Here is a 24,458-nt window from a genome sequence, read left to right on the forward strand (position 1 = left end):
ATATTTTTGTTAAAATTTGCTAAATCGTTTTTTCTTATATAATTTGGGCGTATTAATACCAATTAATAAATCAGCACCCGGATTATCTAAATCATATATATAATATGATGGAGGAATAGGCACCATTGTCAATTTGATGCTGTATGCTAATGCTCGGTGAACAAATTATTGCTCGTAACAATGTTATACTATATTAAAAAATACCTTGTAGCTACCGTTGTGTTCAGTTTTGCCACAGCGCAAATATTGTGCGCGCAAAATCTGGCTTCGTATGTTAATCCCTTTATTGGCGCCAGTACCAGCACCGCCGATGCGGGTGTTTATCACGGCCTGGGCAAAACCTTCCCGGGAGCAACCACGCCTTATGGTATGGTGCAGGTTAGCCCCAATACCATTACCGGTGGCGACAACGGCTCCGGTTATAGCTATGAACAAACCAGTATTGAAGGTTTTGCCTTTACCCAAATGAGCGGCATTGGCTGGTACGGCGACCTGGGTAATTTTTTGGTGATGCCAACTACCGGCAAGCTTAAAACAAAAGCCGGTACCATCGCTCATCCCGAAGGAGGCTACCGCTCGCTTTATTCTAAGCCGAGCGAAAAGGCATCAGCGGGCTACTATAGCACCTTGTTAACCGATTACAATATTAAAGCAGAAATGACCGCCGCCCCGCACTGCGGCATGCTGCGCTTTACCTTCCCGCAAAATAAATTATCACGCATTCAGATAGACTTGGCCCGCCGGGTTGGTGGCACCTCCACCCTGCAATACGTAAAAGTGGTTGATGCTTATACTATTGAAGGCTGGATGAAATGCACACCCAATGGCGGCGGCTGGGGCAACGGCGATGGCCATGCCGATTACACCGTTTATTTCTACACTAAATTTAATAAACCGCTAAAAGATTATGGCGTTTGGAGCGCTGATATCCCTGATGGCTGGGTACGCAAACGCGAAGAAGTTGGAAGCGATAAATATCAGGAAAAGGTGGCTAACGCAGCTGTTTTGCCCGGTGTTAAAGAGAAACAAGGGAAACACCTGGGCTTTTATACCCAGTTTGCCACCAAAGCAAATGAGCAGGTGCTAATGAAATCGGGCGTATCATTCGTAAGCATCGCGGGAGCAAAAAATAACCTGCTTGCCGAGATTAAGGATTGGGATTTTGATGTTGCTCACCAGCGTGCGGTTGCCCTTTGGGATAAAGCTTTATCTAAAGTAAGTATCCACGGCGGCACTACAGATCAGAAGAAAGTTTTTTACACCGCGCTTTATCATACCATGATCGATCCGCGCATCATCAGCGATGTGGATGGCAAATATCCTGGTGGTGATGGTAAGGCGCGCCAAAGCTCGGCTTTCAACAAGCGTACGATTTTTAGTGGCTGGGATGTTTTCCGCAGCCAAATGCCTTTGCAAACTATTATTAATCCCTCGTTAGTTAATGACTTGGTGAATTCAATGGTAACATTAGCCGATCAAAAACAGAAGAATTACTTTGAACGCTGGGAACTGCTCAACGCCTACAGCGGCTGCATGTTAGGTAATCCCATGACCTCCGTTTTGGCCGATGCTTACGCCAAGGGCATCCGCAACTATGATGTTAATAAGGCTTACGCACTGTCGGTAGGGTCTGTAGAAAAATTTGGTAACGGTGAGAAAGGGTATGCGCCCGGCTCAATAGGTATTGCTCAAACGTTGGAGTATGCCTATAATGAGTGGTGCGTTGCGCAACTGGCAGGCTGGTTAAAACACCCTGCAGATGAGCAAAAGTATGCCGCCCGCAGCCTGTCGTACAAAAATATTTTTGATCAGGAGAAGGGTTGGTTTCGTCCCAAAGATGAGAGTGGCAAATGGGTTGCCTGGCCCGATTCGGGAAGGATGACGCAATGGTATGGTACCTTCGAAACTAACCCTTACCAACAGGGCTGGTTTGTTCCGCAGGATGTGGATGGCATGGTGCAATTGATGGGTGGCAAAGAAAAAGTAATTGCCGATCTCAACAATCTTTTCGCCAAAACACCGGATAATATGATGTGGAACGATTATTATAACCACGCCAATGAGCCCGTGCATCATGTGCCGTTCCTGTACAACCGCTTATGCGAGCCGTGGCTTACTCAAAAATGGACCCGCGAGATCTGTCGCAGGGCATATAAAAATTCGGTTGAAGGCTTGGTTGGTAACGAAGATGTTGGTCAGATGTCGGCCTGGTATGTGTTAGCTGCTACCGGTTTGCATCCCGTTTGTCCCGGCGATACCCGACAGGAGATCACCAGCCCCGTGTTTGACAAAGTAACCTTAAAGCTCGACCCTAAATACGCAAAGGGCAAAGCCTTTACCATTGTAGCTAAGGGCAATTCGGCCAAAAATGTTTACATCCAAAGTGCTAGGCTAAACGGCAAGGCATACAGTAAATGTTACCTCGATTATAAAGATATAGCAGCGGGCGGCATGCTGGAACTTACAATGGGCGCCGAGCCAAATAAAAACTGGGGAATAAATTGAGATATAAGATACATACATGAAGAAATTCTATTCATTACTAATTGGTATTGGTTTAAGTGCAGGGGTTAGCGCTCAAAAAGTGGCGCCATTTAAGGCAGGCGACAGGGTGGCTTTTGTAGGCAACAGTATTACCGATGGCGGCCACTATCATTCGTACATATGGCTTTATTATATGACGCATTTCCCTAACCGCCGTATTACCTGTTATAATGCAGGAATTGGCGGTGATGACATAGGACAGATAGCCACCCGTTTTGATGATGATGTACTTGCCAAAAAGCCAAACGTTTTAACGCTGACCTGGGGCATGAATGATACCGGTTACATTGAATGGTATCGCAATGATGCGCAGGATTTTATTGATAAGCGGTTGGTAGGTAGCTATGCAACCTATGCAAAATTAGAAGATAAGCTGAAAAAACGGCCGGATATCCGCACCATATTGATAGGCGGCTCTCCGTATGATGAAACAAGTAAATTCACCAAGAAAAATGTATACCCGCATAAAAGCGATGCGCTTGCAAAGGTGATAGATCATCAGGAGCAATCAGCCAAAAAAAATAACTGGGGTTTTGTAGATTTTTACCACCCGATGGATGCGATCAACAAACGTGAGCAGCTTAAAGACAGCACTTTTAGCCTAACACCAAACGATCGCATTCACCCGGATAACAACGGGCATCTGGTAATGGCCTACTTGTTCCTTAAAGCACAGGGGTTAAGCAATAATTCGGTGGCAGATATCAGCATCAACGCGGCCGATAAAAAGCTTTCTAAAGCGGTTAATTGCTCGGTCCTAAATTTATCGGCAACTGCTAAATCGTTATCATTTAACTATTTGGCTAAGTCGTTGCCATACCCGCTGGATACCATTCCACGTGGTTGGGGCAATAACAAAAAGCAATCGGACGCTTTAAAGGTGGTGCCTTTTAATGATGAATTTAACAGGGAGATGTTGACCGTAAAAAACCTGAAGGAAGGCAGGTACGATTTGCTGATAGATGGGGAACGCATGGGTAGCTGGGCAGCATCTGAATTTGCCAACGGCATTAACATGGCCGAAATAAGTATAACGCCGCAGTATCAACAGGCTATCCAGATCCGCGAGCTAAATGAAGAGCGATGGGATATTGAGCGCCGCCTGCGTATGTACATTTGGATGGAGTACGATTTCCTGAAGGAAAAAGGCCTGCTGTATAACGACAGCAACGCCGCTATGGATACCGTTAAAAAATATGCTGTAAAAAATATTTTTGTAAACGGCAATAAAGACAATTACACCCGCGCCCGCTACAAAAGCGTTCGCGATGCATGGCAAAAAGAAATGAATGTGTTAACAGACCAGATCTACGCCATTAATAAACCTAAAACCCATCACATCCAGATCATCGCCTCAAAATAATGCCACTTCTTAATATGAATACTAAAAAGATCATCACCCTTTTCCTTATTTGTGCCACTTCATTTTGGCTGAAAGCAAACGCGGCTACAGTTGATACGGCACTTACATATAGCGCCGCCATGAACAAGGATATAAAAGCAGTAGTTATTAAACCTGCAAATTATTCAGCAGCCAAGAAATACCCTGTATTGTATCTGCTTCATGGGTTTAGCGGCAATTATAGCGACTGGATAAAGAAGGTGCCGGCCGTTTCAAAACTGGCCGATACTTATCATATGCTTATTGTTTGCCCCGATGGCAACTTTGCCGGTTGGTACTTTGATAGCCCTATGAATAAGGAATGGATGTATGAAACCTATGTGGCCAACGAATTGGTGAGTTATATTGATAAACATTACTCGACTATTACCAACCGAAAGGGAAGGGCTATTACCGGTCTGAGCATGGGCGGCCACGGTGCCTTATTCCTGGCATTTAAACATCAGGATATTTTTGGGGCAGCAGGGAGCATGAGCGGCGTGGTAGATATACGCCAATTTGCCGATAGTTATGGTATAGAGCAGGTATTAGGTAAGTATAGCGAACGCCCCGAAGTGTGGGAGCAGCACTGTGTGGTGAGCCTAGTTTACTTATTAAAACCTAATGCACTGGCCTTAACATTTGATTGTGGGTATGATGATGGCATGTACAGCGGCAACCAGGAACTGCATGAAAAGCTAATAGAACGGAAGATCCCGCATGATTACACTGTACGGCCGGGGGGCCACTCCTGGGAGTATTGGGGTAACTCCGTAAACTATCAGGCGTTGTTTTTTAGCAGGTACTTTAATAGCGAAAAGTAAGACAGGTAAATTCTTTTGAAAACATTGTTTGTTTCCGCTTTAAAACTTATTAAAATGCTAAATAATTGGGATTGTAAATCTCAAATTTATTAAAAGGAAAAAAATGTTAAAAAAACTTTGCTAAATCGTTTTTACAACTTATATTAGCACATAATTACAGACCAATAATTATAAACCATTTATTTAATTTTAACAGAGCGTATCAATGCGGCATCTTTTTATAAGTTGCTAAAACGATTTTTTGATACCTGATATATAAAATGCTGAGGCTTAACCGCTTTTATTATTATAACCCTATAGTATGAAAAAAATTTACTTTCAGTCAGTTGCTTATACCCTCTTTCTGGCGCTTTTGTTTTTGGCATCATGCCAAAAGGAAGGCTTCCTGAGTCAAACCAGTACCTCTAACCTTACAGAAGAAACTGTTTTTAAGGATAGTGCAAATACGGTAAGCTTTTTGGCCGGCATTTATGAAAATGTGGGTTTTAGCGCTTCAGCAAAACGGTTCACTTATGGGCCAAGTCCCCTTAACCAAACACCTAACGGAGGGCTGGATGCTTCATCAGATGAGGCTGAAGTTTATAATTCTGGTGGCTCTACTGCGTTGGCTTGGGAAACCGGTACTATTAACGCCGCGGTTGTTACCGATGATGCTTATAAAAAATCTTATACAAATATCAGATCGGTTAATCAGCTGCTGAAAAACCTGCCGAGAGTACCTATTAACAATTTTGCAAAAACACAGATGAAGGCCGAGGCGCGCTTTTTACGGGCCTGGTACTATGCTATCCTGCTTAAGCATTATGGTGGCGTGCATTTATTGGGAGATAGTATTTATACCTATACCGATAAGATTCCCGCAAGCCGCAATACTTACGAAGAATGTGTAAATTATATTGTATCTGAATGTGATGCGGCCGCGCTTGATCTGCCTACCACACAAACCGGCGTAAGCTATGGCAGGGCATCAAAAGGGGCTTGCCTTGCACTTAAATCGCGTGTATTGTTATACGCTGCAAGTCCATTGTTTAACGGCCAATCGCTTACAGGCTCAAGAAATGATGCGGTGTTAGGATATCCCACCTTCAATAAAGATAGATGGAAATTGGCGCAGGAAGCTGCAGAAGCTGTAATTAGCCTGGGAGCCTATCATTTAAATATAGATAACGCTACCCCGGGTATTGGTTTTCAAAACCTTTTTACCCTGCGGTATAATACCGAATATATATTCCAGCTGATGCGCCCTACCGGGAATGTAGATCTGGAAGAATTGTTTCAACCGCCATCGCGGACCGGCAAGAATGGCGCATTCCCTTTACAGGGTTTGGTTGATGCCTTCCCGATGAAAAATGGCAAGCCTATTACCGATCCAACATCAGGCTATAATGCGCAAGACCCTTTTGCAGGCCGTGACCCGCGTTTAGATTTTACGGTTATCCGTGATCAAACACTTTTGCAAAACAGGCTGGTGCCTGGCTTTTCGCCGGTTAATATTTACCAGGGCACTTACAAAGGGGTAGCTACCGGGCCTGATGCTGTGCATATAGGTACATCTACCGGTTATTATACCAATAAAATGCTTTCGCCTAACGCGGTATCGCAAGATTTCACCCATCGTACAGATAGGGTGCTGCCTTTGATCCGTTATGCCGAGATCCTGCTTAATTATGCAGAGGCTGCAAATGAAGTAGACGGACCAACCCAACTTGTTTATGATGCAGTTTCAAAAATAAGGGAAAGGGCCGGCCTGGTGCCGTATCAATTGCCGGCCGGGCTTAACCAGACAGAGATGCGTTTAGCTATACAAAACGAACGCCGTATTGAACTGGCCTTTGAAGAGCACCGCTTTTGGGATGTACGCCGCTGGAAAATAGCCGAACAAACCGATAATATACAAACCAAAGGACTGGAAATTAACCGCAACGGTAACGCTGTTACCTATAAAGTTTTTGACGTACGTAAGCGCAATTTCCGCAAGGCGATGTACCTGTGGCCGTTGCCGCAAAGCGAGGTGGCTAAATCACCCGAGCTGATCCAAAACCCCGGTTATTAATATCATAAAATAATTGCATGAAAAAGAATTATAACATAAAAGGTATGCTGTTGCTAATGCTGGTAGTGCTAATGGCTGCAGCATGCAAAACAGAAAAGGTATTGCCAAAACAGGAAGCATTAAAAGATATCAGCGGAAGCTGGCAGGTAATAAAAGCAACCCGTAACGGTACCGATTTAACTGCGCTGGTAGATCTGAGCCAGTTTAGGATAAACTTTGACGGCGTAGGTTACAAGCTGATGAACAAGCTGCCTTTTATAGTAACCCAGGATGGCGCCTTTTCGTTGGATGATCCGCTGTATCCATATAAAATAACATTTACAGCAGCGGGGGGTACGCCGGTTTCAACGGCATTTACCTACCCTATTGTGAACGGGAAAAGACAACTGAGCCTCACCTTTAGTCCGGGCTGCACAAACAATGCTTACGTATACGTACTGCAAAGAGTTAATTAAGGTAAACACCAAAAACAGATTATGAGATCACATTTACATATAAAAGGTAAAAATTTATGGAGGGCATGTGCCTGCCTTATATTGGGCATAGTGCTGGCCTGCTGCGGTGAAGAAATTACCGGCGTAGACCAACCGTCAACCGCAACGGTAGGGTCAACCATACCCATTACAGTGCATATTAATATCCCCACTGCCGGTAACGGCGGCCCGGATTACCTCATATTTGGTTTTTTAGTACCTAAGGGATGGAAAGCCGCGCAAAATACCAAGGTTACTTATAACAGCCCTGCACTGGGCGGCGGCAACATGACGCTTTTAACTGATGCTACACTGCCAAAAAATGGCGGGGGATTAACCTGGCCGGCGTATATGAAAAAAACATTTGGTAACGGTGGTAACCTTATTGATGATATGGAATGGGTTGCCTACCAGTCAGAGAAGGCTTACACCCACAACGGCAATACCTTTAGCGGCGATATATCAATCAACATAAAAGTTGGCGCTGATAATAACAATACGCTTGTAAAGTTGGGCTATGTAATTACCGATAGCGGCAATGGTTTTACCAGTGATGGTAATGGTACCTATTACAGCAAGGTAATAACACCATGTTTTGAAGTTACCGGTGGTGCGGGCGATATAGTGGATTTTTGTAACCCTCAGCTTACCATTGTAGATCCGCCAAAATCGTTGGATAATGATTTTGTTACGCTCACATTTGATGGTACCGTAACAGCAACCCCGCTTAGCAACGAAACCGAACTATACCTGTGCGCAACCGCTTATACAAGCGATGGTAAAACCATAACGGTATGCGAACAAACCGATAAAACGCGTATGGTGCAAACATCGTCAACCAGTAAAAGGTTCCAGATAACTTTTTGGCCTAAAGCATTTTTCAATACAACCGATACGCAAACCATCACCAGGATGGAGTACTTCATAACCAATAAAGCAGGTACAACCAAGGTGGGTTATGGAAACACCCTGGAGCCATTCGTGTACACGTTTAAGTGCGGATAATTCAGCTTTTTATATAACCGGGCGTATACAAAAAACAATTTACGCCTTGCTAAAACGATATTTTATTTTTTGCCAACAATTTAAACTTTATACAATGGCTAAATGCTACTTAAATAAATACTTTACAGCTTTGGTGATACTGATGCTGGCGCTGGGTACAACCGGCCGCGCCATGCAGCAGGATACCACCGCAAGAGTTAGTGCCCGCCCCGGCATGGCCGGTGGGGTTGTGCTCGATGAATACGGTAAGCCTTTAAAGGGTGTAAAGGTAACCGTTAAGGGTAAAACAGATACGGTGAGTACCGATGGTAACGGCCGTTTTGAAATAAGCGCCGCTAACAATACTGTCCTGGTATTTAAATATCCAAACTATAATGTGTACCAGGCAACTGTTAAGGATAGCAAAGAGATAACAGTTAGGCTGATTGATACTTATATTAAAAAACCGGCTAAAATTGATGTGCTTTATGGTACGGCAGATGCAAGCAAAAATCTGGGTGCCATATCAACAATTTATACTAACCAGCTTACCACTACACCAGCAACGCTTTATACCTATGCTTTGCCGGGCCAGCTAGCAGGCTTATATACGCAGCAATACAGCGGCTTTGCAACACCGCAAGTTACACCGCAAACGCATAGCGATTTCATAGGCAACGTTGTAGCGCACAATAACTATTCGCCTAATGATAATACCGAGTTTAATATATCCTTGCGCGGCCAGGCGCCAATAACCATTATTGATGGTGTACAACGCGAAATAGCTTCGCTGGATCCGGAAAGTATCGAATCGGTATCCGTTTTAAAGGACGGGCTTTCTAATATATTATTAGGTATAAACAGCTCAAGGGGTGTTTTGCTTATCACTACAAAACGTGCAAAGGCGGGCCCGCCACGCATATCATTTACCGCGCAAAGCGGTGTACAAACACCGTTGGGCCTACCAACCCCGCTGCCGGCCTACCAATACGCTTACCTATACAACGAGGCTTTGCAAAACGATGGCAAGCCGCCTATTTACAGCAGTGCAGATTTTAATGCGTATCGTAACCATACCGATCCCACAGGCCACCCTGACGTTAACTGGTACAATACTCTCCTGCGCAAGAACTCGCCGATGAAAAGCTACAAGCTTAATGTAAACGGCGGTTCAGAAATTGCCCGTTACAGCGTATCGTTAAATTACCTGAACCAGGATGGGATGTTTAAAACGGCATCATCGGTGCCGTACAATACTAACAATAACCTTAGCCGCTACATTATCAATTCGGATCTGATGGTTAATGTTACCAAGAAATTTGTGGTAGATCTGCAGATGTTTGGCCGTATCCAGTCGGGTACACAGCCAGGTGCAGGTTATGGTAACATCCTCGGTGGTTTATATTCAACACCAAACAATGCCTATCCGGCCACAAATCCCGATGGCTCTTTTGGTGGTACCACCATGTTTACCAACAACCTTTTATCGCAGGCGCAATATTCGGGTTACCAGCGCACCAACAGTAACGATGTGCTGGCCAATTTAGATCTTACCTATGATATGAGCAGCATTACCAAAGGCCTTTCGGGTAAGGCCAAAGGTAACATGGCGCTATCATCGCAGGGGGTGCTCGACAGGTCGTTGCAAAACAATACTTTTCTGATGAAGCCTGATAGCACTTATGCGGGAGTAGGTGCATCCAGGTCGCAGGTAAACAATTTTAACAGTGTATCAACGGCGCGCTATTCGTACGCACAGTTATCGCTTAATTACGACAGGCAATTTGGCAAGCATAACGTTACAGGTATGATGTTATATGATACCCGTTCGGTAAACCTTAACTACGATTTAACAAGTGTAACTACCAACGAGGCTTTTAAAGCAGGTTATAATTACGACGAGAAATATTTTATAGAAGCCGCGGTGAACCGCAGTGGCTACAGCCGGTATCCGCCGGGTAAACAGTTTGGACTGTTTTACGCGGGCGGTTTAGGCTGGCAAATGGCCAAAGAAAATTTTATTAAAGATAATATCAGCTGGATCTCGTCATGGAAGTGGCGCGCCACTTACGGCCGCACCGGTAATGCCAACGTTGATAATGTAGGCTACTACAACTTCATTCAAACCTATAGCTCACCAAATGGCTACCAGTACAGCACGGGTACCAGCCGTAGCGATGTACAGGGTATATATGCAGATCAGTTGGCCAACCCTTTTATCAGTTGGGAAAAAGCCGATAAAATTGACATAGGTACAGACATTGCCCTATTCAACAATCACCTTACAATAACCGCCGATTATTACCGCGACAGGTATAAAGACCTGTTACAGATACGGGGCCGTAACAGTTTACTGCTGGGTACACAATACTCTGCTGAAAATATTGGTGTAGTGCTTAACCAGGGCGAGGAACTTACTTTAACCTACCAAAACCATATCAACAATTTTAATTACTTCGTATCGGGTAATGCATCGCTGCAGTATTCAAAAAACGTGTTTAACGATGAAACACCTACGCCGTATCCATGGCAGCGCCATACGGGCAGGTCAACCGGCGCTATTTATGGCTATACAGCTTTAGGTTTCTTTAAAGATGCCCAGGAAGCCGCAACCAGCGCAACTACAACCGGCTACACAGCACAAGCGGGCGATGTAAAATACCAGGATCTGAACAAAGACGGGATCATAAACCAGTTTGACATTTCGGCCATCGGAAATCAAAGGCCGCTGTTGTTCTACGGTGCATCGCTAGGGTTCAACTACAAAGGCTTTAGTTTCAGCATGATTATCCAGGGAGTTAAAAACAGGCAGTTCTTGTTTGATAACTCTATGGTGAACGGCTTTGCAGGCGTAGGCTTCCTTGGCCTTACCTATGCGGGCCAGGGTTACGATAACCTAACCGGCAGATGGACGCCTGAAACAGCCGCTACGGCAACACTCCCACGCTTATCACTGGGCAATGCCAATAACACGGCCTTTTCAACCCTGTATGTACGCTCAGGCGATTACTTAAGATTGAAGAACGCAGAGATCGGTTACGAGCTACCATTCCAATGGGTAAAGAAACTTAAATTATCGGGTGTGAGATTATTTGCGAACGGCGAAAATCTGGTAACCCTTTACGGTTACAAAGGTATCGATCCGGAAGTAAGTAACGGGGCATATCCTATCCAACGGGTAATAAACGCGGGTGTTACCGTTAAGCTTTAATTTTTGGCCATTATAGAAAATACGATCATGAAAAATCACAAAAATATTATAGCAGCCATAGCACTGATAGTGGCAATTGCAGGCTGCAAAAAATACGAGCAGACACCGGTTGATAAGGTGGACATCACCCACATTTTTGATCCAAGGGACTCTGCCGGAGTAAACGCGCAAAAATATCTGTATGGCGTATATTCGGTTTTAAGGAATGGCCATAACCGAGTTGGCGGCGATTACCTTGACGCCGCTGGCGATGATGCCATTTCTTCAGCATCGGGACCGTCAAACATTGCTACCATTCTGTCTACCGCATCTTACAACTCCTATACTATTCCTTCAGATGAAAATTTGTTTGGTACCTATTATGCAGGCATCCGCCAGGCAAATGAGTTTATAAATAATATAGAAGTGGTACCTGTGCTGGCCAAATACAATGGCTATTCCATGAAATACGTATGGAAGAGTGAGGCGCGCTTTTTAAGGGCGATGTTTTACTTCGAACTAATAAAACGTTATGGCGGCGTGCCGTTAATGGGCAATCATGTTTACACTATTTCTGATGATATATCACTGCCACGCAATTCTTTTGATGATTGCGTAAAATACATAGTGAGCGAATGCGACGCCATAAAAGATTCGTTATTGGTATATCCTATAAGCGACCCAAATGCAGACAGCCACCGCCCAACAAAAGGCTCGGCAATGGCATTAAAAGCAAGGGTACTGTTGTATGCTGCAAGCCCATTGTTTAATGGCGGCAATATTGATGCTGCCAATAATTTAACAGGTTATACCAACTTTGATGCCACCAGGTGGGCCGCTGCCGCTGCCGCCGCGAAAGATGTGATAGACCTGGGTACCTATTCGCTGCTGCCAAACTTTAAGGAGGTGTTTTTGACGCAGAATAACCCCGAAATTTTGTTTATGCGCCAGGGCGGAAACAACACTAACGTGGAAACCAGTAATGGTCCCGTGGGCTTTACTGCTGCAACAGGCAAAGGCCAAACCAGCCCAACACAGGAGTTGGTGAATGCTTTCCCTATGGCAAACGGATTGCCTATTGGCGATGCGGCATCCGGCTACGATAGTAACAACCCATATAACAACCGCGACCCAAGGCTTACTTATTCCATTATGTACAATGGCGCCCAGTGGTTAAACACCCAGATACAAACATTTGAAGGTGGCCAAAGCAAACCAAACGGCTCGCTGCAGCAAACTAAAACCGGTTATTACATGCGCAAGTTTATGGGCAATTTCGAGAATACCAATGCTTACAGCTCGCACAGTACCGATTGGTTGATCATGCGTTACGCCGACCTTGTTTTGGGTTATGCCGAAGCCCTAAACGAATCTGAGGGGCCAACTACAGAAGTATACAACGCTTTAATAAGCATTCGTAAACGTGCCGGCATCGAAGCAGGCGCGGGAAACCTTTACGGTTTAACAGCAGGGATGACAAAAGAGCAGATGCGTACGGTGATACAGAACGAACGCCGCGTTGAGCTGGCTTTTGAAGAAAGCCGCTACTGGGATATCCGCCGATGGAAATTAGCCGAAACCACCATGAATCAGCAGCGCACAGGTGTAAGCATAGCAAAGGTAGGCAGCACACTTAATTACAACCCCATTAATGTGCTTACAACCAAGTTTGATGCGCCAAAAATGTACTTGTACCCTATTCCGTACGATGAGGTACAAAAGAACCCTAATATGAAACAAAACCCCGGATGGTAATTACCAGAAAGATCAATTAAACCAATTAATTAAGCAGTTATGAGAAAAATAATACTTTTCTTTCAAATAATATTTACGTTGCTACCGGTGGCTTTGTACGCTCAAAATACAACAGTAACCGGCAAGGTACGCGATATAGCGGGGGCTTTGCCGGGGGTATCTGTTGTAGAAAAAGGGTTCCCTACCAACGGTGCCATATCTGATGTGAATGGCCGGTTCTCGCTTACCTTAAAAGGGCAATCGAATATAATTATACTAAGGTTTATAGGTTATGTAAACCAGGAAGTAAAGGTGAGCGATAATAAAACCCTGGATATCATTCTTCAAACCAGTACAAACGGATTGGATGAAGTAGCAGTTGTGGCATATGGCACGCGTAAACGTATTACAAGCACCGGCGCGGTTAGTTCAATTTCGGGAAGTGATATCCGTACAGTACCAACGGCTAATGTACAGAACACGCTTACCGGTAAGTTGCCGGGCTTCTTTTCACAGCAGGCATCGGGCCAGCCGGGTAAGGATGCATCTGATTTTTACATTCGTGGGGTAAGCTCTTTAAACCCTGCAGGTAATCAGCCGCTTATTATTGTAGATGATATCGAGTACAGTTACGATCAGCTACAGCAGATAAATGTGAACGAAATAGAAAGCATCTCTATCCTTAAGGATGCCTCTTCAACTGCTATTTACGGTATTAAGGGCGCAAACGGTGTGTTAGTGGTAGCCACCCGGCGCGGTAAAAGCGGCGCACCCAAGTTTAATGTAAGGGTAGAGACCGGTATACAGCAGCCCACTAAAACGCCAAAGTTTCTGGATTCGTACAACTCCGCTTTGCTAATAAACGAAGCGAGAGCGAACGACGGGCTTCAGCCATCCTTCACCCAGGCAGATCTTGATCATTTTAAAAATAACGATGATCCTTACGGCCACCCCAATGTAAATTGGTACGATAAGATCTTTGAAAAACAAAGTTACCAGGCCAATGCCAATTTAGATATCGCGGGCGGTACTAACGCGCTCAAATATTTTATATCCGGCGGCGCATTAAACCAAAATGGTTTGGTTCGCGATTTTGCCGATCCGCAAAGTTTAGTGAACACTAACTATTATTTCCGCAGGTACAACTTCCGCTCCAACCTGGACCTAAGGGTTAACAAAACCCTTGATCTGCGTTTGGATGTAACCACCCGCTTTTCAGATCTTAACCAACCGTACAATCAAAACGCGGTAGGCGAAGTGTATAATTTTACAAAGCAAACACCGTTTACATCGCCATATTTAAACCCTAATGGCAGCTATAGTTATGCTTATTCATCCTTCAATCCAGATCACTTGCCTACACTAAATGCAAGGCTGGCAACAGGTGGTTATCAGCATTCGCGCAGAACAGATTTTAACTTCCTGTTTGGTGGTACTCAAAAGCTGGATGCATTAACAGATGGTTTATCGCTGACAGGTCGTATCGCCTATTCCAGTATAGAGCAGTACACCAAGCAGATCTTTAACGAGGGTATCCCTTCCTATCACTATGACCCGGTTACCAATCAGTATTCTCTTCGCCCCGGCGGTACATATGTTTATCAAAACTATGGCTTAACCGGTAATACTGATATGAATTCAAATAATTACAACTTACAATTATACCTTAACTACGATCGTACTTTTGGCAGCACTCATCATTTTTCGGGATTGATGCTATTTAATCAAACAGCTAACACCTTGTATGCCGCTAATTTATTATCAGGCGACCTGGTTGGCGTACCACAAAAGTTTAGAGGTTTTTCTGGCAGGGTGGGGTATGATTACAAACAGAAATACCTGATAGACTTTAATGTGGCCTATAACGGTACCGATCGTTTCGCTGCCGACCACCGCTTTGGTATATTCCCCGCCGTGAGCGTGGGTTACAATTTGGTGAAAGAAGATTTCTTCACTAAGGCCCTGCCTATATTCAGCCTTTTCAAATTAAGGGCCAGCTATGGTTTAGTAGGTTCGGATGCTGCGCCTGGTAACCGTTATGTCTATAATCAGGTTTACAACCAGGGCGGGGGCTACAGTTTTGGCCAGTCGCAGCAAGGTTATGGTACAATTTATGAAGGCGCGCTGGGCAATCCTAATGTAGTTTGGGAACGTGCCCGTAAATTGGATATAGGTTTAGATATGAACTTATTTAACGATAAAATATCGGTAACGTTTGATTATTTCCACGATATACGTTACAAGCAGCTGATTAAACCAGGTAGTGTGCCTCTGATATTGGGAGTAGATTTGCCGGCTGTTAATATTGGTAAGACCCGAAATCAGGGTTTCGACGGTCAGATAAGCTACCATGGCAATATTGGCAAATTTCAGTATAATACCGGGCTGGTTTTTTCATATGCCAAAAACAAGATCTTGTTTAAAGACGAGGCTGCACCTGTCTACACACGGCTGGCAGAAACTGGTCGTCCTATCGGTCAGCAATTTGGTTATCACTTCCTGGGTTACTATACTGCTGCTGATATTGCCGCTATTGCCACTTATAAAGCCAATAGTGTTGATGGCACTAATAAGGGTAACCCTATTGCTTTACCAGATGATGGCAGCCCGGTGCAGCCCGGCGATCTGCGTTATGAAGACCGTAACGGCGATGGCGTGATCAACGCATTTGATAAAGGGCCTATAGGTAATCCAAACCTGCCTAACACTACACTTGGTCTTTCCTTGCAGGGTGTATACAAGGGCTTTAGTATAAGCGTGTTGCTACAGGGTTCATTCAATTATAGTTTTGCTGTGGTTGGTACCGGTATCGAGCCGTTCCAAAGCCAGTTTCAGCCCATACACCAGGAAAGATGGACGCCCGAAACAGCTGCAACAGCAAACTTCCCAAGGTTAGGCTTTAACTCTACATCAATAAATAGCCCAACCGCTTATTTTAGTGATTATTGGTTGGTTAACGCCTACTATATCCGTTTAAAAACCATTGACATAGGCTATCAATTACCAAACAAGCTGCTGCCGTTTAAAATCAGCAATGCAAGGGTTTACATGAGCGCTTATAACTTGTTCACCTGGGATAACTACAACAAGTATCAGCAGGATCCGGAGATCTCAACCAATACAGCAGGCGATGCCTATATCAACCAGCGGGTTATAAACCTGGGTATCCAGCTGGGATTTTAAGATATTTGAATTTAGACAAGCAGGGATTAGGCAGAGCGCTTAATCCCTGCTTTTTTTAAAAGACATTCAACGGGCATTTTATACATTAGCAATATGTTTCCAACACTTGGCGATCTGTTTGAATACCTGTTTCATGCCCGGTTTTCGTTCCCTATCCAAACCTTTGGTTTCTTTGTGGCTTTATCGTTTTTGCTGGCGTACATTGTATTTACGTCGGAGTTTAAAAGGTACGAGGCTAATGGTAAGATCCATGCCTTTAAGCGGATAGTTATTATAGGGAAGCCTGCTTCGGTGTTAGACCTGGCAATAAATTTTCTATTAGGATTTGCCTTTGGCTTTAAGGGTTTAGGAGCTGTATTTAATTATAAAAGCTTCGCGGCAGATCCTCGTGGGTACATTCTTTCCACCCACGGTAACCTTATTTTTGGCCTGCTTGTTGGAATAGGGTTCGCGCTGTGGGTTTACCTGGATAGGAAGAGCTATCAATTGGCTAAACCAAAGGTGGTTGAAGAAACCCGGCACCCATACCAGCTAATGGGGTTGATAGTGTTCAGCGTTGGCTTTTTTGGGTTTATTGGTGCCAAGTTATTTGATACAGTAGAACATATCAGCCAGTTTAGGTATGACCCTATAGGGGTGTTGTTCTCGGCAAACGGTTTTGCTTACTATGGCGGGTTGATATTTGGCGCGCTTACCTACCTGTACATTGGTTACCGCCATGGAATGAAACAGGTGCACCTGGCGGATATCGGTTCGCCCGGCATGATGCTGGCTTATGGTATTGGTCGCGTAGGCTGCCATTTAGCAGGCGATGGCGACTGGGGGATTATTAATGAGCATGCCAAACCGCAATGGCTTAGCTGGTTACCCAATTGGATGTGGAGTTTTAAATATCCGCACAATGCTATAAATGCAGGTATACCTATACCGGGTTGCAATGGTAATTACTGTAACCAACTGGTGAAAGGCGTGTATCCAACATCCTTTTATGAATTGGTGCTTTGTATAGGGATGTTTGGGCTGATGTGGGCTTTCCGTAAAAAGATAAAAATACCAGGACTGATGTTTTGTATTTACCTTATACTTAACGGTGGCGAGCGTTTTTTAATAGAACACATCCGTATAAATTTTAATTACAGCTTTTTAGGTATTACATTTACACAAGCAGAATTAATTGGCGGGCTTATGCTGTTTGGCGGCATTGTAGGATTGATTATTATTGCTTACAAACGCTTTAGGCCTGCCCGGCAGTCTGCATAAACCTATATTAAATTGATTGATCCCATGAAAAGGCTTACGCTTGTTTGTCTGTGTATTTGCACTGTGTTGTCTCAAAGCATTGCCCAAACTAAATCAGTAAATCTTACCGATCTTAAATTTACAGTAGAAGAAGCGCCCGAATGGTCGGCCCTGTTAAACCGAACCAACGGCTGGTTCGGCGGCGACGGCATTTATACCATACCCCTAAATGGCGTAGAAGGCAAGCACTCCAAACCAAACAGCAAAACCCTTTTTATTTTTAGTGATAGCATGATCGGGGAGATCCGTGATAATACGATGATGCCGGGCTATAAAATGATCCATAACACGGTAGCGATATTAAACGGCAACCAACCCGATGCAAAGCAAATGGAGTTTTACTGGGATAAAGATAAAAAAGGAGAAGCCGAATCTGTTTTTATTCCCAATACCCCAAAAACAGATTCTTCCGATTACTATTGGCTGGGTGATGGTTTTGTAAATCAGGCGAATAACGCTACCTACATATTTGGCTACCGGGTGCGAAATGTAAGTAGCGGAGCTTTTGGTTTTAGGGAAGTAGGTAATACGTTTATTAAAATAGCGCCGGGCGATAACCCTCCATACACCACAATTAAACAGATGGATACGCCTCTTTATTTAACCGATGGCAAAAATGATATCGGTTCTTTTGGTGCCGGCATCTTTGTTAATACCAAAGCAGCCGGCGCGCCAAAGCCGGATGGTTATATATATGTGTATGGCGTTCGGGGTATGGTCAAGAGCCTGTTGGTAGCCCGTGTATTGCCGGCCGATTTCGAGAACTTTAAAAAGTGGAAGTTCTGGAATGGAACTGCCTGGGAGAGCGATATGAGCAAAGCTGCTGATGTTACCACCGGTGTATCTAACGAGCTTAGTCTTTCTGTTTTACCGGATGGCAGGTATGCTTTAGTTTTTCAGCAGGGTGGTATGAGTACGACGGTGGGTATGCGGATAGGAGCAAGCCCTGTTGGTCCGTTTGGCCCGGTAATAAAGTTATGGGATTGCAAACCCGACCTGGTGGAAAAAACCTTTGTTGTTTATAACGCCAAGGCACACCCTACCTTATCTAAACCAGGCGAGTTGCTGATCAGCTACAATATCAATTCTGTTGAATTTATAAAGGATCTGCAAACGCATCCCAACTTGTACCGGCCGCGATTTATCCGGGTTAAATTTCATTAATTGTGAATTATATTTGTAACTATAAAAATAATATATATTTTAGCTAAATCAATTTAGCATAACCACCAATTCAAACCGGAATGAAAAAACTTATAATGTTTGCCGTAGTTATTTTTATGTGCAGTTTTCAAACCAAAAAGGCCGAAAAAATAGTCTTTTTTGGCGATTCTATTACGGAATATGGCGTTCGCCCAGACGGTTATATTACCTTATTTCAGCAAAAACTGAAGGATAACAACAAGGCAGGGAATTATGAGGTAGCCGGCGCAGGCATAGGCGGGAACAAGATCTACGACCTGTACTTACGGTACGAGGATGATGTGTTATCCAAAAATCCAGACGTGGTGGTGATTTGGGTAGGGGTAAACGATGTATGGCACAAACGCTTGTTTGGTACCGGCACCGATTGGGATAAGTTTGGCAGGTTTTATACAGCATTGATCAAAAAATTCCAGGCTAAGGGGATCAAGGTTACCATTTGTACCCCCGCCAGTGTTGGCGAAAAAACCGACTACAGCAACGAACTGGATGGTGATCTGAACAAATACTCGCAGATCATCCGTGATATTGCCACGCAAAACAATTGCGGATTGGTAGATTTCAGGAAGTTATTCCATGAGTATGGATTAAAGAATAACCCTCAGAACCTGGATAAGAATATCCTTACAGTGGATGGGGTACACTTGAACGCTGCAGGCAATAAGTTTGTAGCCGACGCGCTTTACCAGTCGCTTATTAAATAATAAAAATTCGGTTTAGTTTATATATCTTGGTTGGAAGGAGGCGGGAGCGCCTCCTTTTTTAAGTCAGTAGCTACCAGGATCTTATTTTTTTATCCTTGTATCCCTAAATGAAAAAGCCTTCAATTTTTTGCACCGTTGCATTGTTTATCGCCAGCAACTTACACGCCCAGCAAGGTAACCTGGTTAAATATGTAAACACACGGCAGGGAACTAATACCAAATACGAATTTTCTTATGGTAACACTTACCCGGCTACGTCATTGCCATTTGGCATGAACACCTGGACACCTCAAACCGGCAAAAACGGGGATGGCTGGAAGTATCAGTACTTTGAAAAGAAGATAAGAGGGTTTCAGCAATCGCATCAATGCAGTTCATGGGTAAATGATTATGCCGTATTTTCATTGATGCCGGTAACGGGTAAATTAGTGGTGAACGAGGACGAGCGGGCAGCATCGTTTAACCACGATAATGAAATTGCCCAGCCAAGCTACTATAGCGTTACCCTTGATAATGGCATCAAAACAGAAATGAGCCCAACCGAGCGAGGGGCGCACCTGCGTTTTAGTTTTCCAAAAGGGCAGGCCTCCTATTTAGTATTGGATGGCTATACTAAAATGAGCATGGTTAAGATAGATCCGGTTAAACGAACAATAAGCGGCTACGTAAATAACTGCCGTTGGGCTCCTCAAAACTTCAAAAATTATTTCGTTATTACATTTGATAAGCCGTTTGCTGATTATGGCACATGGGAAAATAAAAAGAATAGCTTAAACGCTAAGAATAAGCGAGCCGAAGGCGAGGGCGCAGGGGCTTACATTAAGTTTAAAGATGGTGAAAAAGTACAAGCGAAGGTGGCCTCATCATACATTAGCCCTGAGCAAGCCGAAATAACCTTACAAGCCGAGTTAGGTAAATACAGCTCATTTAATGATACCCATAAAGCGGCTGATAAAGTTTGGAATACTTTGCTTGGCCGTATGGCGGTTGAAGGCGGTACTGAAGAGGAGAAAGCCACATTTTATTCCTGCCTGTATCATGCAAACCTTTTCTCGCACCAGTTTTTTGAATATGGCAAGGATGGTAAACCTTATTACTATAGCCCGTATGATGGTAAGCTGCACGACGGTTATATGTATACCGATAACGGCTTTTGGGATACATTTAGGGCGCAATTTCCGTTAAACACCGTTCTGCATCCCAAAATGGAGGGGCAATTAGTACAGGCGTTATTGGATGCGCAAAAACAATGTGGCTGGCTGCCGGCATGGTCTTTTCCCGCAGAAACCGGGGGCATGCTGGGTAACCATTCTATTTCGCTATTAGCTGATGCCTGGATGAAAGGCATCCGTACGTTTGACCCTAAACAAGCGCTGGAAGCTTATTATCACGAGGCTACAAACAAAGGCCCATGGGGCAGTGCCAACGGCCGCCCGGGCTGGAAAGAGTACTTTGCCGATGGTTATGTGCCGTATTCTAAGCAAACAGAAGGCGCCACAGCCTGGACCCTGGAATTTGCCTATGATGACTTTTGCGCTTACCAGTTGGCAAAAGCAACCGGTAATAAGCATTATGAGAATGTATTTGGCCGTCAAATGTATAACTACAAAAACCTATTCGACCCTAAGACCAGGTTTATGCGCGCCAAAGACGCCAAGGGCAATTGGATAGAACCTTTCGACCCAATGGATTGGGGTGGGCCATACACCGAAGGCAATGCATGGCATTGGACCTGGTCGGTTTTCCATGATACACAGGGGCTTATAAATTTAATGGGTGGCGATAAAAATTTCACAGCCAAATTAGATTCGGTGTTTACCGAGCCGGGTACTATCAAGGTAGGTGGCTACGGTACAGTTATACATGAGATGACAGAGATGGCAGCCTTTAAAATGGGCCAGTTTGCACAGGGCAACGAGCCTATTCACCACATGCTATATATGTATAACTATGCCGGCCAACCCTGGAAAGCCCAGCAGCATCTGCGCGAGGTGATGGATAAGATGTACAACGCAACCGAAAATGGGTACCCGGGTGATGAGGATGAAGGACAGATGTCATCATGGTTTGTGCTGAGTGCTGCCGGATTTTATAGTGTTTGTCCCGGGACAGATCAGTATGTAATTGGCAGCCCGCTATTTAATAAAATGACCATTACGCTCGAAAATGGGAATAAATTTATAATCGAAGCCAATAATAACAGCAAGCAAAATGTATATATCCAGTCGGCTACGCTTAATGGTAAACCTTATACCCACAACTGGATAAGCCATACCGATATCATGAATGGTGGCACATTGCATTTAGAAATGGGCGATCAGCCTAATTTAACCCGCGGTTTAGCTTTGGAGGATAAACCATTTTCGCTATCAAAGGCAGGACAGTTTTAGTAAAGCCTGACTTTCGTGCCAAAAGTTAATAATAAGCTTTTGGTTGATGTAAAGATTTGATTTAATTTACAAAACCAATTCAACTAAATTAATTCATCACCCAATGGATAATAAGCCAAAGTTCACCGAACGCAAATATTTGTTAGTACTTATATTTGTAACCTCGTTGTTTTTAATGTGGGGTATATCCATGACGCTTGGCGATGTATTGAACAGGCATTTTCAAAATGTGCTGCATATAAGCAAGGCACGGTCGGCTTACGTGCAGTTCTCCATATTCGGCGCTTATTTTATTATGGGCATCCCGGCTGGGTTGTTCATGAAGAGGTTTGGATACAAAAACGGCGTTTTGCTGGGGTTGCTGCTTTATTCTGCCGGTGCATTTTTATTCATACCGGCCGCGAATGCCGAGTCATTCACTTTTTTTAGGGTAGCATTGTTTATCCTGGCTTGCGGTATGGCAACATTAGAGACTGTAGCGCATCCTTTTGTAGCCTCTCTTGGAGACCAGCGCACGAGCGATCAGCGTATCAACTTTTCGCAGGCATTTAATGGTGTTGGCGGTATCATAGGACCTATCATTGGTAGCTATTTCATTTTTGGGCAGGAGCAGGATCTGGTATCCGTAAAGCATCTTTATATAATTATTGGCGCCGTTATAGCCGCAATTGCTGTAGCATTCTCTTTTGTAAAAGTACCTGCGCTTATAGATCCTCATATTCCTGCGATTGATTCATACTCCCCCACCGAAGTTCCTCATGTTGATAAAAAGCTTTTTCAGCATAGGCATTTTGTTTTTGCGGTTGTAGCCCAATTGTTCAATGTAGCCGCACAGGGTGGCACCTGGGCTTTTTTCATCAATTACGGGCATGATGTTATGCATTTTAGCGATGGTAAAGCAAGCTACTTTTTTTCGCTAAGTATGGTTATGATGATGATCGGCCGCTTTGCTGGTACCTTATTGATGCGGTACATAGCACCCAGTAAGCTATTGGCGATTTTTGCGTTATGTAATATTGTAATGTGCCTTATTGTGGCCCAGGGATTTGGCTGGCCGTCCTTTATCGCCCTGCTCTTTATCAATTTCTTCTTTAGCATCATGTTTCCTACCATATTTAGCCTTGGCTTAAAAAACATGGGCAAGCAAACCCAGCAGGCATCGTCGTTCATCGTTATGGGAGTGGTAGGCGGCGGACTATTTCCGTTATTAATGGGGCAGGTGGCTAATCATAATGTGGCAACTGCCTATTACCTGCCAATAATATGTTACGCAGTTATATTCTTATTTGGCTTTAGTTATAAACGCCTTAATAAAGCAGCGTTTAAATAAAATGATAATATTTAATAACATCAGTCGTATTAGTTTGACTGAAATAATCATTAAATCGATTTAATGCTATTTCAATGCTATTTTTATTAACTATATTTATATTTGACCTTACCAAAATACCACGTGAAAAAACTCTCTATAGTTGATATTGCCAACCATCTAAACGTATCGAAAACTACAATTTCCTTTATCCTGAATGGCCGTGCGCAGGAGAAAAGGATAGGGAAGGAACTGGTTGACCGTGTGCAGAAATTTGTGGATGAAGTAGGCTACAAGCCAAACTCATTGGCTAAAAGCCTGCGTACAGGCAAATCAAACATTATTGGGTTGATGGTAGAGGATATTTCCAATCCCTTTTTTGCGTCGATAGCCCGACTAATAGAGGACCGCGCTTATAAAAACGGCTACAAAATTATTTATTGCAGTACTGACAATGACACGAACAAAACGCGCGAATTGATCAGCATGTTCCGTGACAGACATGTGGATGGGTATATCATTGCGCCACCCGAAGGTATTGAAGATGATATAAGTTCATTAATAAAAGATGGAATGCCGGTAGTGCTGTTTGACAGGCATCTACCAAAGGTAAGCACCGATTTTGTAGAAATAGATAACCTTTTCAGCACCTATAATGCTACCATGCATTTGATACAGCAAGGTTATAAAAACATAGCATATATAACGTTCGCATCAAATCAAACGCAAATGCAAGACCGTTTACAAGGTTATAAAGATGCGTTAGACGAGAGCGGCTTGAAACCTTTTATCCAGGAAATAGTGTTTAGTCAGAATGAGGAACTTATTATGGGGCCGCTAAATACTTTCCTTAAAAAGCATAAGAACCTGGATGCAGTGTTTTTTGGCACCAACCATGTAGGTACCTGTGGCTTAAAAGTAATAAATAGCCTTGGCCTAAAAGTTCCGGATGACCTTGCGCTTGTTTCTTTTGACGATTATGATGTTTTCAAGCTTTTCTCGCCACCGGTTAGCGCTATTGCACAGCCTATTGAGGCTATAGCAGATAGCGTAATAACAGTACTGCTAAACAAGTTAAACACATCATCTCAGCATATCAGTTCTCAATCCATCATCCTGAAAACTGATTTTCAAATCAGGGGGTCGTCAAAAAAGGCGGATAAGGCCTAACTTAACCACCCCACAGT

15 protein-coding genes are annotated in these 24,458 nt (G+C 43.8%); all 15 read left to right on the forward strand.

Features of this window, described 5'->3' with window-relative positions:
• Positions 1-180 precede the first annotated feature (180 nt).
• Entirely contained in the window at positions 181-2,505 is a 2,325-nt protein-coding gene (locus NPE20_RS17615; RefSeq protein WP_256540003.1) for a GH92 family glycosyl hydrolase, read from the forward strand.
• A gap of 16 nt (positions 2,506-2,521) precedes the next feature.
• Positions 2,522-3,907, forward strand: coding sequence for an SGNH/GDSL hydrolase family protein (locus NPE20_RS17620; RefSeq protein WP_256540004.1), 1,386 nt, complete (start codon positions 2,522-2,524; stop codon positions 3,905-3,907).
• 14 nt (positions 3,908-3,921) lie between these two features.
• A complete protein-coding gene (locus NPE20_RS17625) occupies positions 3,922-4,749 on the forward strand; it encodes an alpha/beta hydrolase (RefSeq protein WP_256540005.1) in 828 nt (275 codons plus the stop codon).
• Between the two features lie 301 nt (positions 4,750-5,050).
• Entirely contained in the window at positions 5,051-6,802 is a 1,752-nt protein-coding gene (locus NPE20_RS17630; RefSeq protein ID WP_256540006.1) for a RagB/SusD family nutrient uptake outer membrane protein, read from the forward strand.
• A gap of 17 nt (positions 6,803-6,819) precedes the next feature.
• Positions 6,820-7,257, forward strand: a complete 438-nt coding sequence (locus NPE20_RS17635) for a DUF5004 domain-containing protein (protein ID WP_256540007.1) — start codon at positions 6,820-6,822, stop codon at positions 7,255-7,257.
• A 21-nt stretch (positions 7,258-7,278) separates the two neighbouring features.
• Entirely contained in the window at positions 7,279-8,280 is a 1,002-nt protein-coding gene (locus NPE20_RS17640) for a DUF4961 domain-containing protein (protein ID WP_256540008.1), read from the forward strand.
• A 214-nt stretch (positions 8,281-8,494) separates the two neighbouring features.
• On the forward strand, positions 8,495-11,470 hold the full coding sequence (locus tag NPE20_RS17645) for a SusC/RagA family TonB-linked outer membrane protein (protein ID WP_435529213.1): 2,976 nt from the start codon (positions 8,495-8,497) through the stop codon (positions 11,468-11,470).
• Between the two features lie 27 nt (positions 11,471-11,497).
• Positions 11,498-13,204 carry a RagB/SusD family nutrient uptake outer membrane protein gene (locus tag NPE20_RS17650; RefSeq protein WP_256540010.1) on the forward strand — a complete coding sequence of 569 codons (1,707 nt, stop codon included), beginning with the start codon at positions 11,498-11,500 and terminating at the stop codon, positions 13,202-13,204.
• Between the two features lie 39 nt (positions 13,205-13,243).
• Positions 13,244-16,366 carry a SusC/RagA family TonB-linked outer membrane protein gene (locus NPE20_RS17655; protein WP_256540011.1) on the forward strand — a complete coding sequence of 1,041 codons (3,123 nt, stop codon included), beginning with the start codon at positions 13,244-13,246 and terminating at the stop codon, positions 16,364-16,366.
• Positions 16,367-16,459: 93 nt separating this feature from the next.
• Positions 16,460-17,626: a prolipoprotein diacylglyceryl transferase gene (locus NPE20_RS17660; RefSeq protein ID WP_256540012.1), complete on the forward strand. Its 1,167-nt coding sequence runs from the start codon at positions 16,460-16,462 to the stop codon at positions 17,624-17,626.
• Between the two features lie 24 nt (positions 17,627-17,650).
• The gene (locus tag NPE20_RS17665) at positions 17,651-18,829 is read left to right on the forward strand and encodes a DUF5005 domain-containing protein (RefSeq protein WP_256540013.1); all 1,179 of its coding nucleotides are present in this window, start codon (positions 17,651-17,653) and stop codon (positions 18,827-18,829) included.
• A gap of 80 nt (positions 18,830-18,909) precedes the next feature.
• Positions 18,910-19,572: an SGNH/GDSL hydrolase family protein gene (locus NPE20_RS17670; RefSeq protein ID WP_256540014.1), complete on the forward strand. Its 663-nt coding sequence runs from the start codon at positions 18,910-18,912 to the stop codon at positions 19,570-19,572.
• 107 nt (positions 19,573-19,679) lie between these two features.
• On the forward strand, positions 19,680-21,962 hold the full coding sequence (locus NPE20_RS17675) for a GH92 family glycosyl hydrolase (protein ID WP_256540015.1): 2,283 nt from the start codon (positions 19,680-19,682) through the stop codon (positions 21,960-21,962).
• Between the two features lie 103 nt (positions 21,963-22,065).
• Positions 22,066-23,292, forward strand: a complete 1,227-nt coding sequence (locus tag NPE20_RS17680) for a sugar MFS transporter (protein ID WP_256540016.1) — start codon at positions 22,066-22,068, stop codon at positions 23,290-23,292.
• Between the two features lie 123 nt (positions 23,293-23,415).
• A complete protein-coding gene (locus NPE20_RS17685; protein ID WP_256540017.1) occupies positions 23,416-24,441 on the forward strand; it encodes a substrate-binding domain-containing protein in 1,026 nt (341 codons plus the stop codon).
• Positions 24,442-24,458: the final 17 nt, after the last annotated feature.

Origin of the sequence: Mucilaginibacter aquariorum, from assembly GCF_024498135.1 — a bacterium.
Taxonomy (GTDB): Bacteria; Bacteroidota; Bacteroidia; order Sphingobacteriales; family Sphingobacteriaceae; genus Mucilaginibacter; species Mucilaginibacter aquariorum.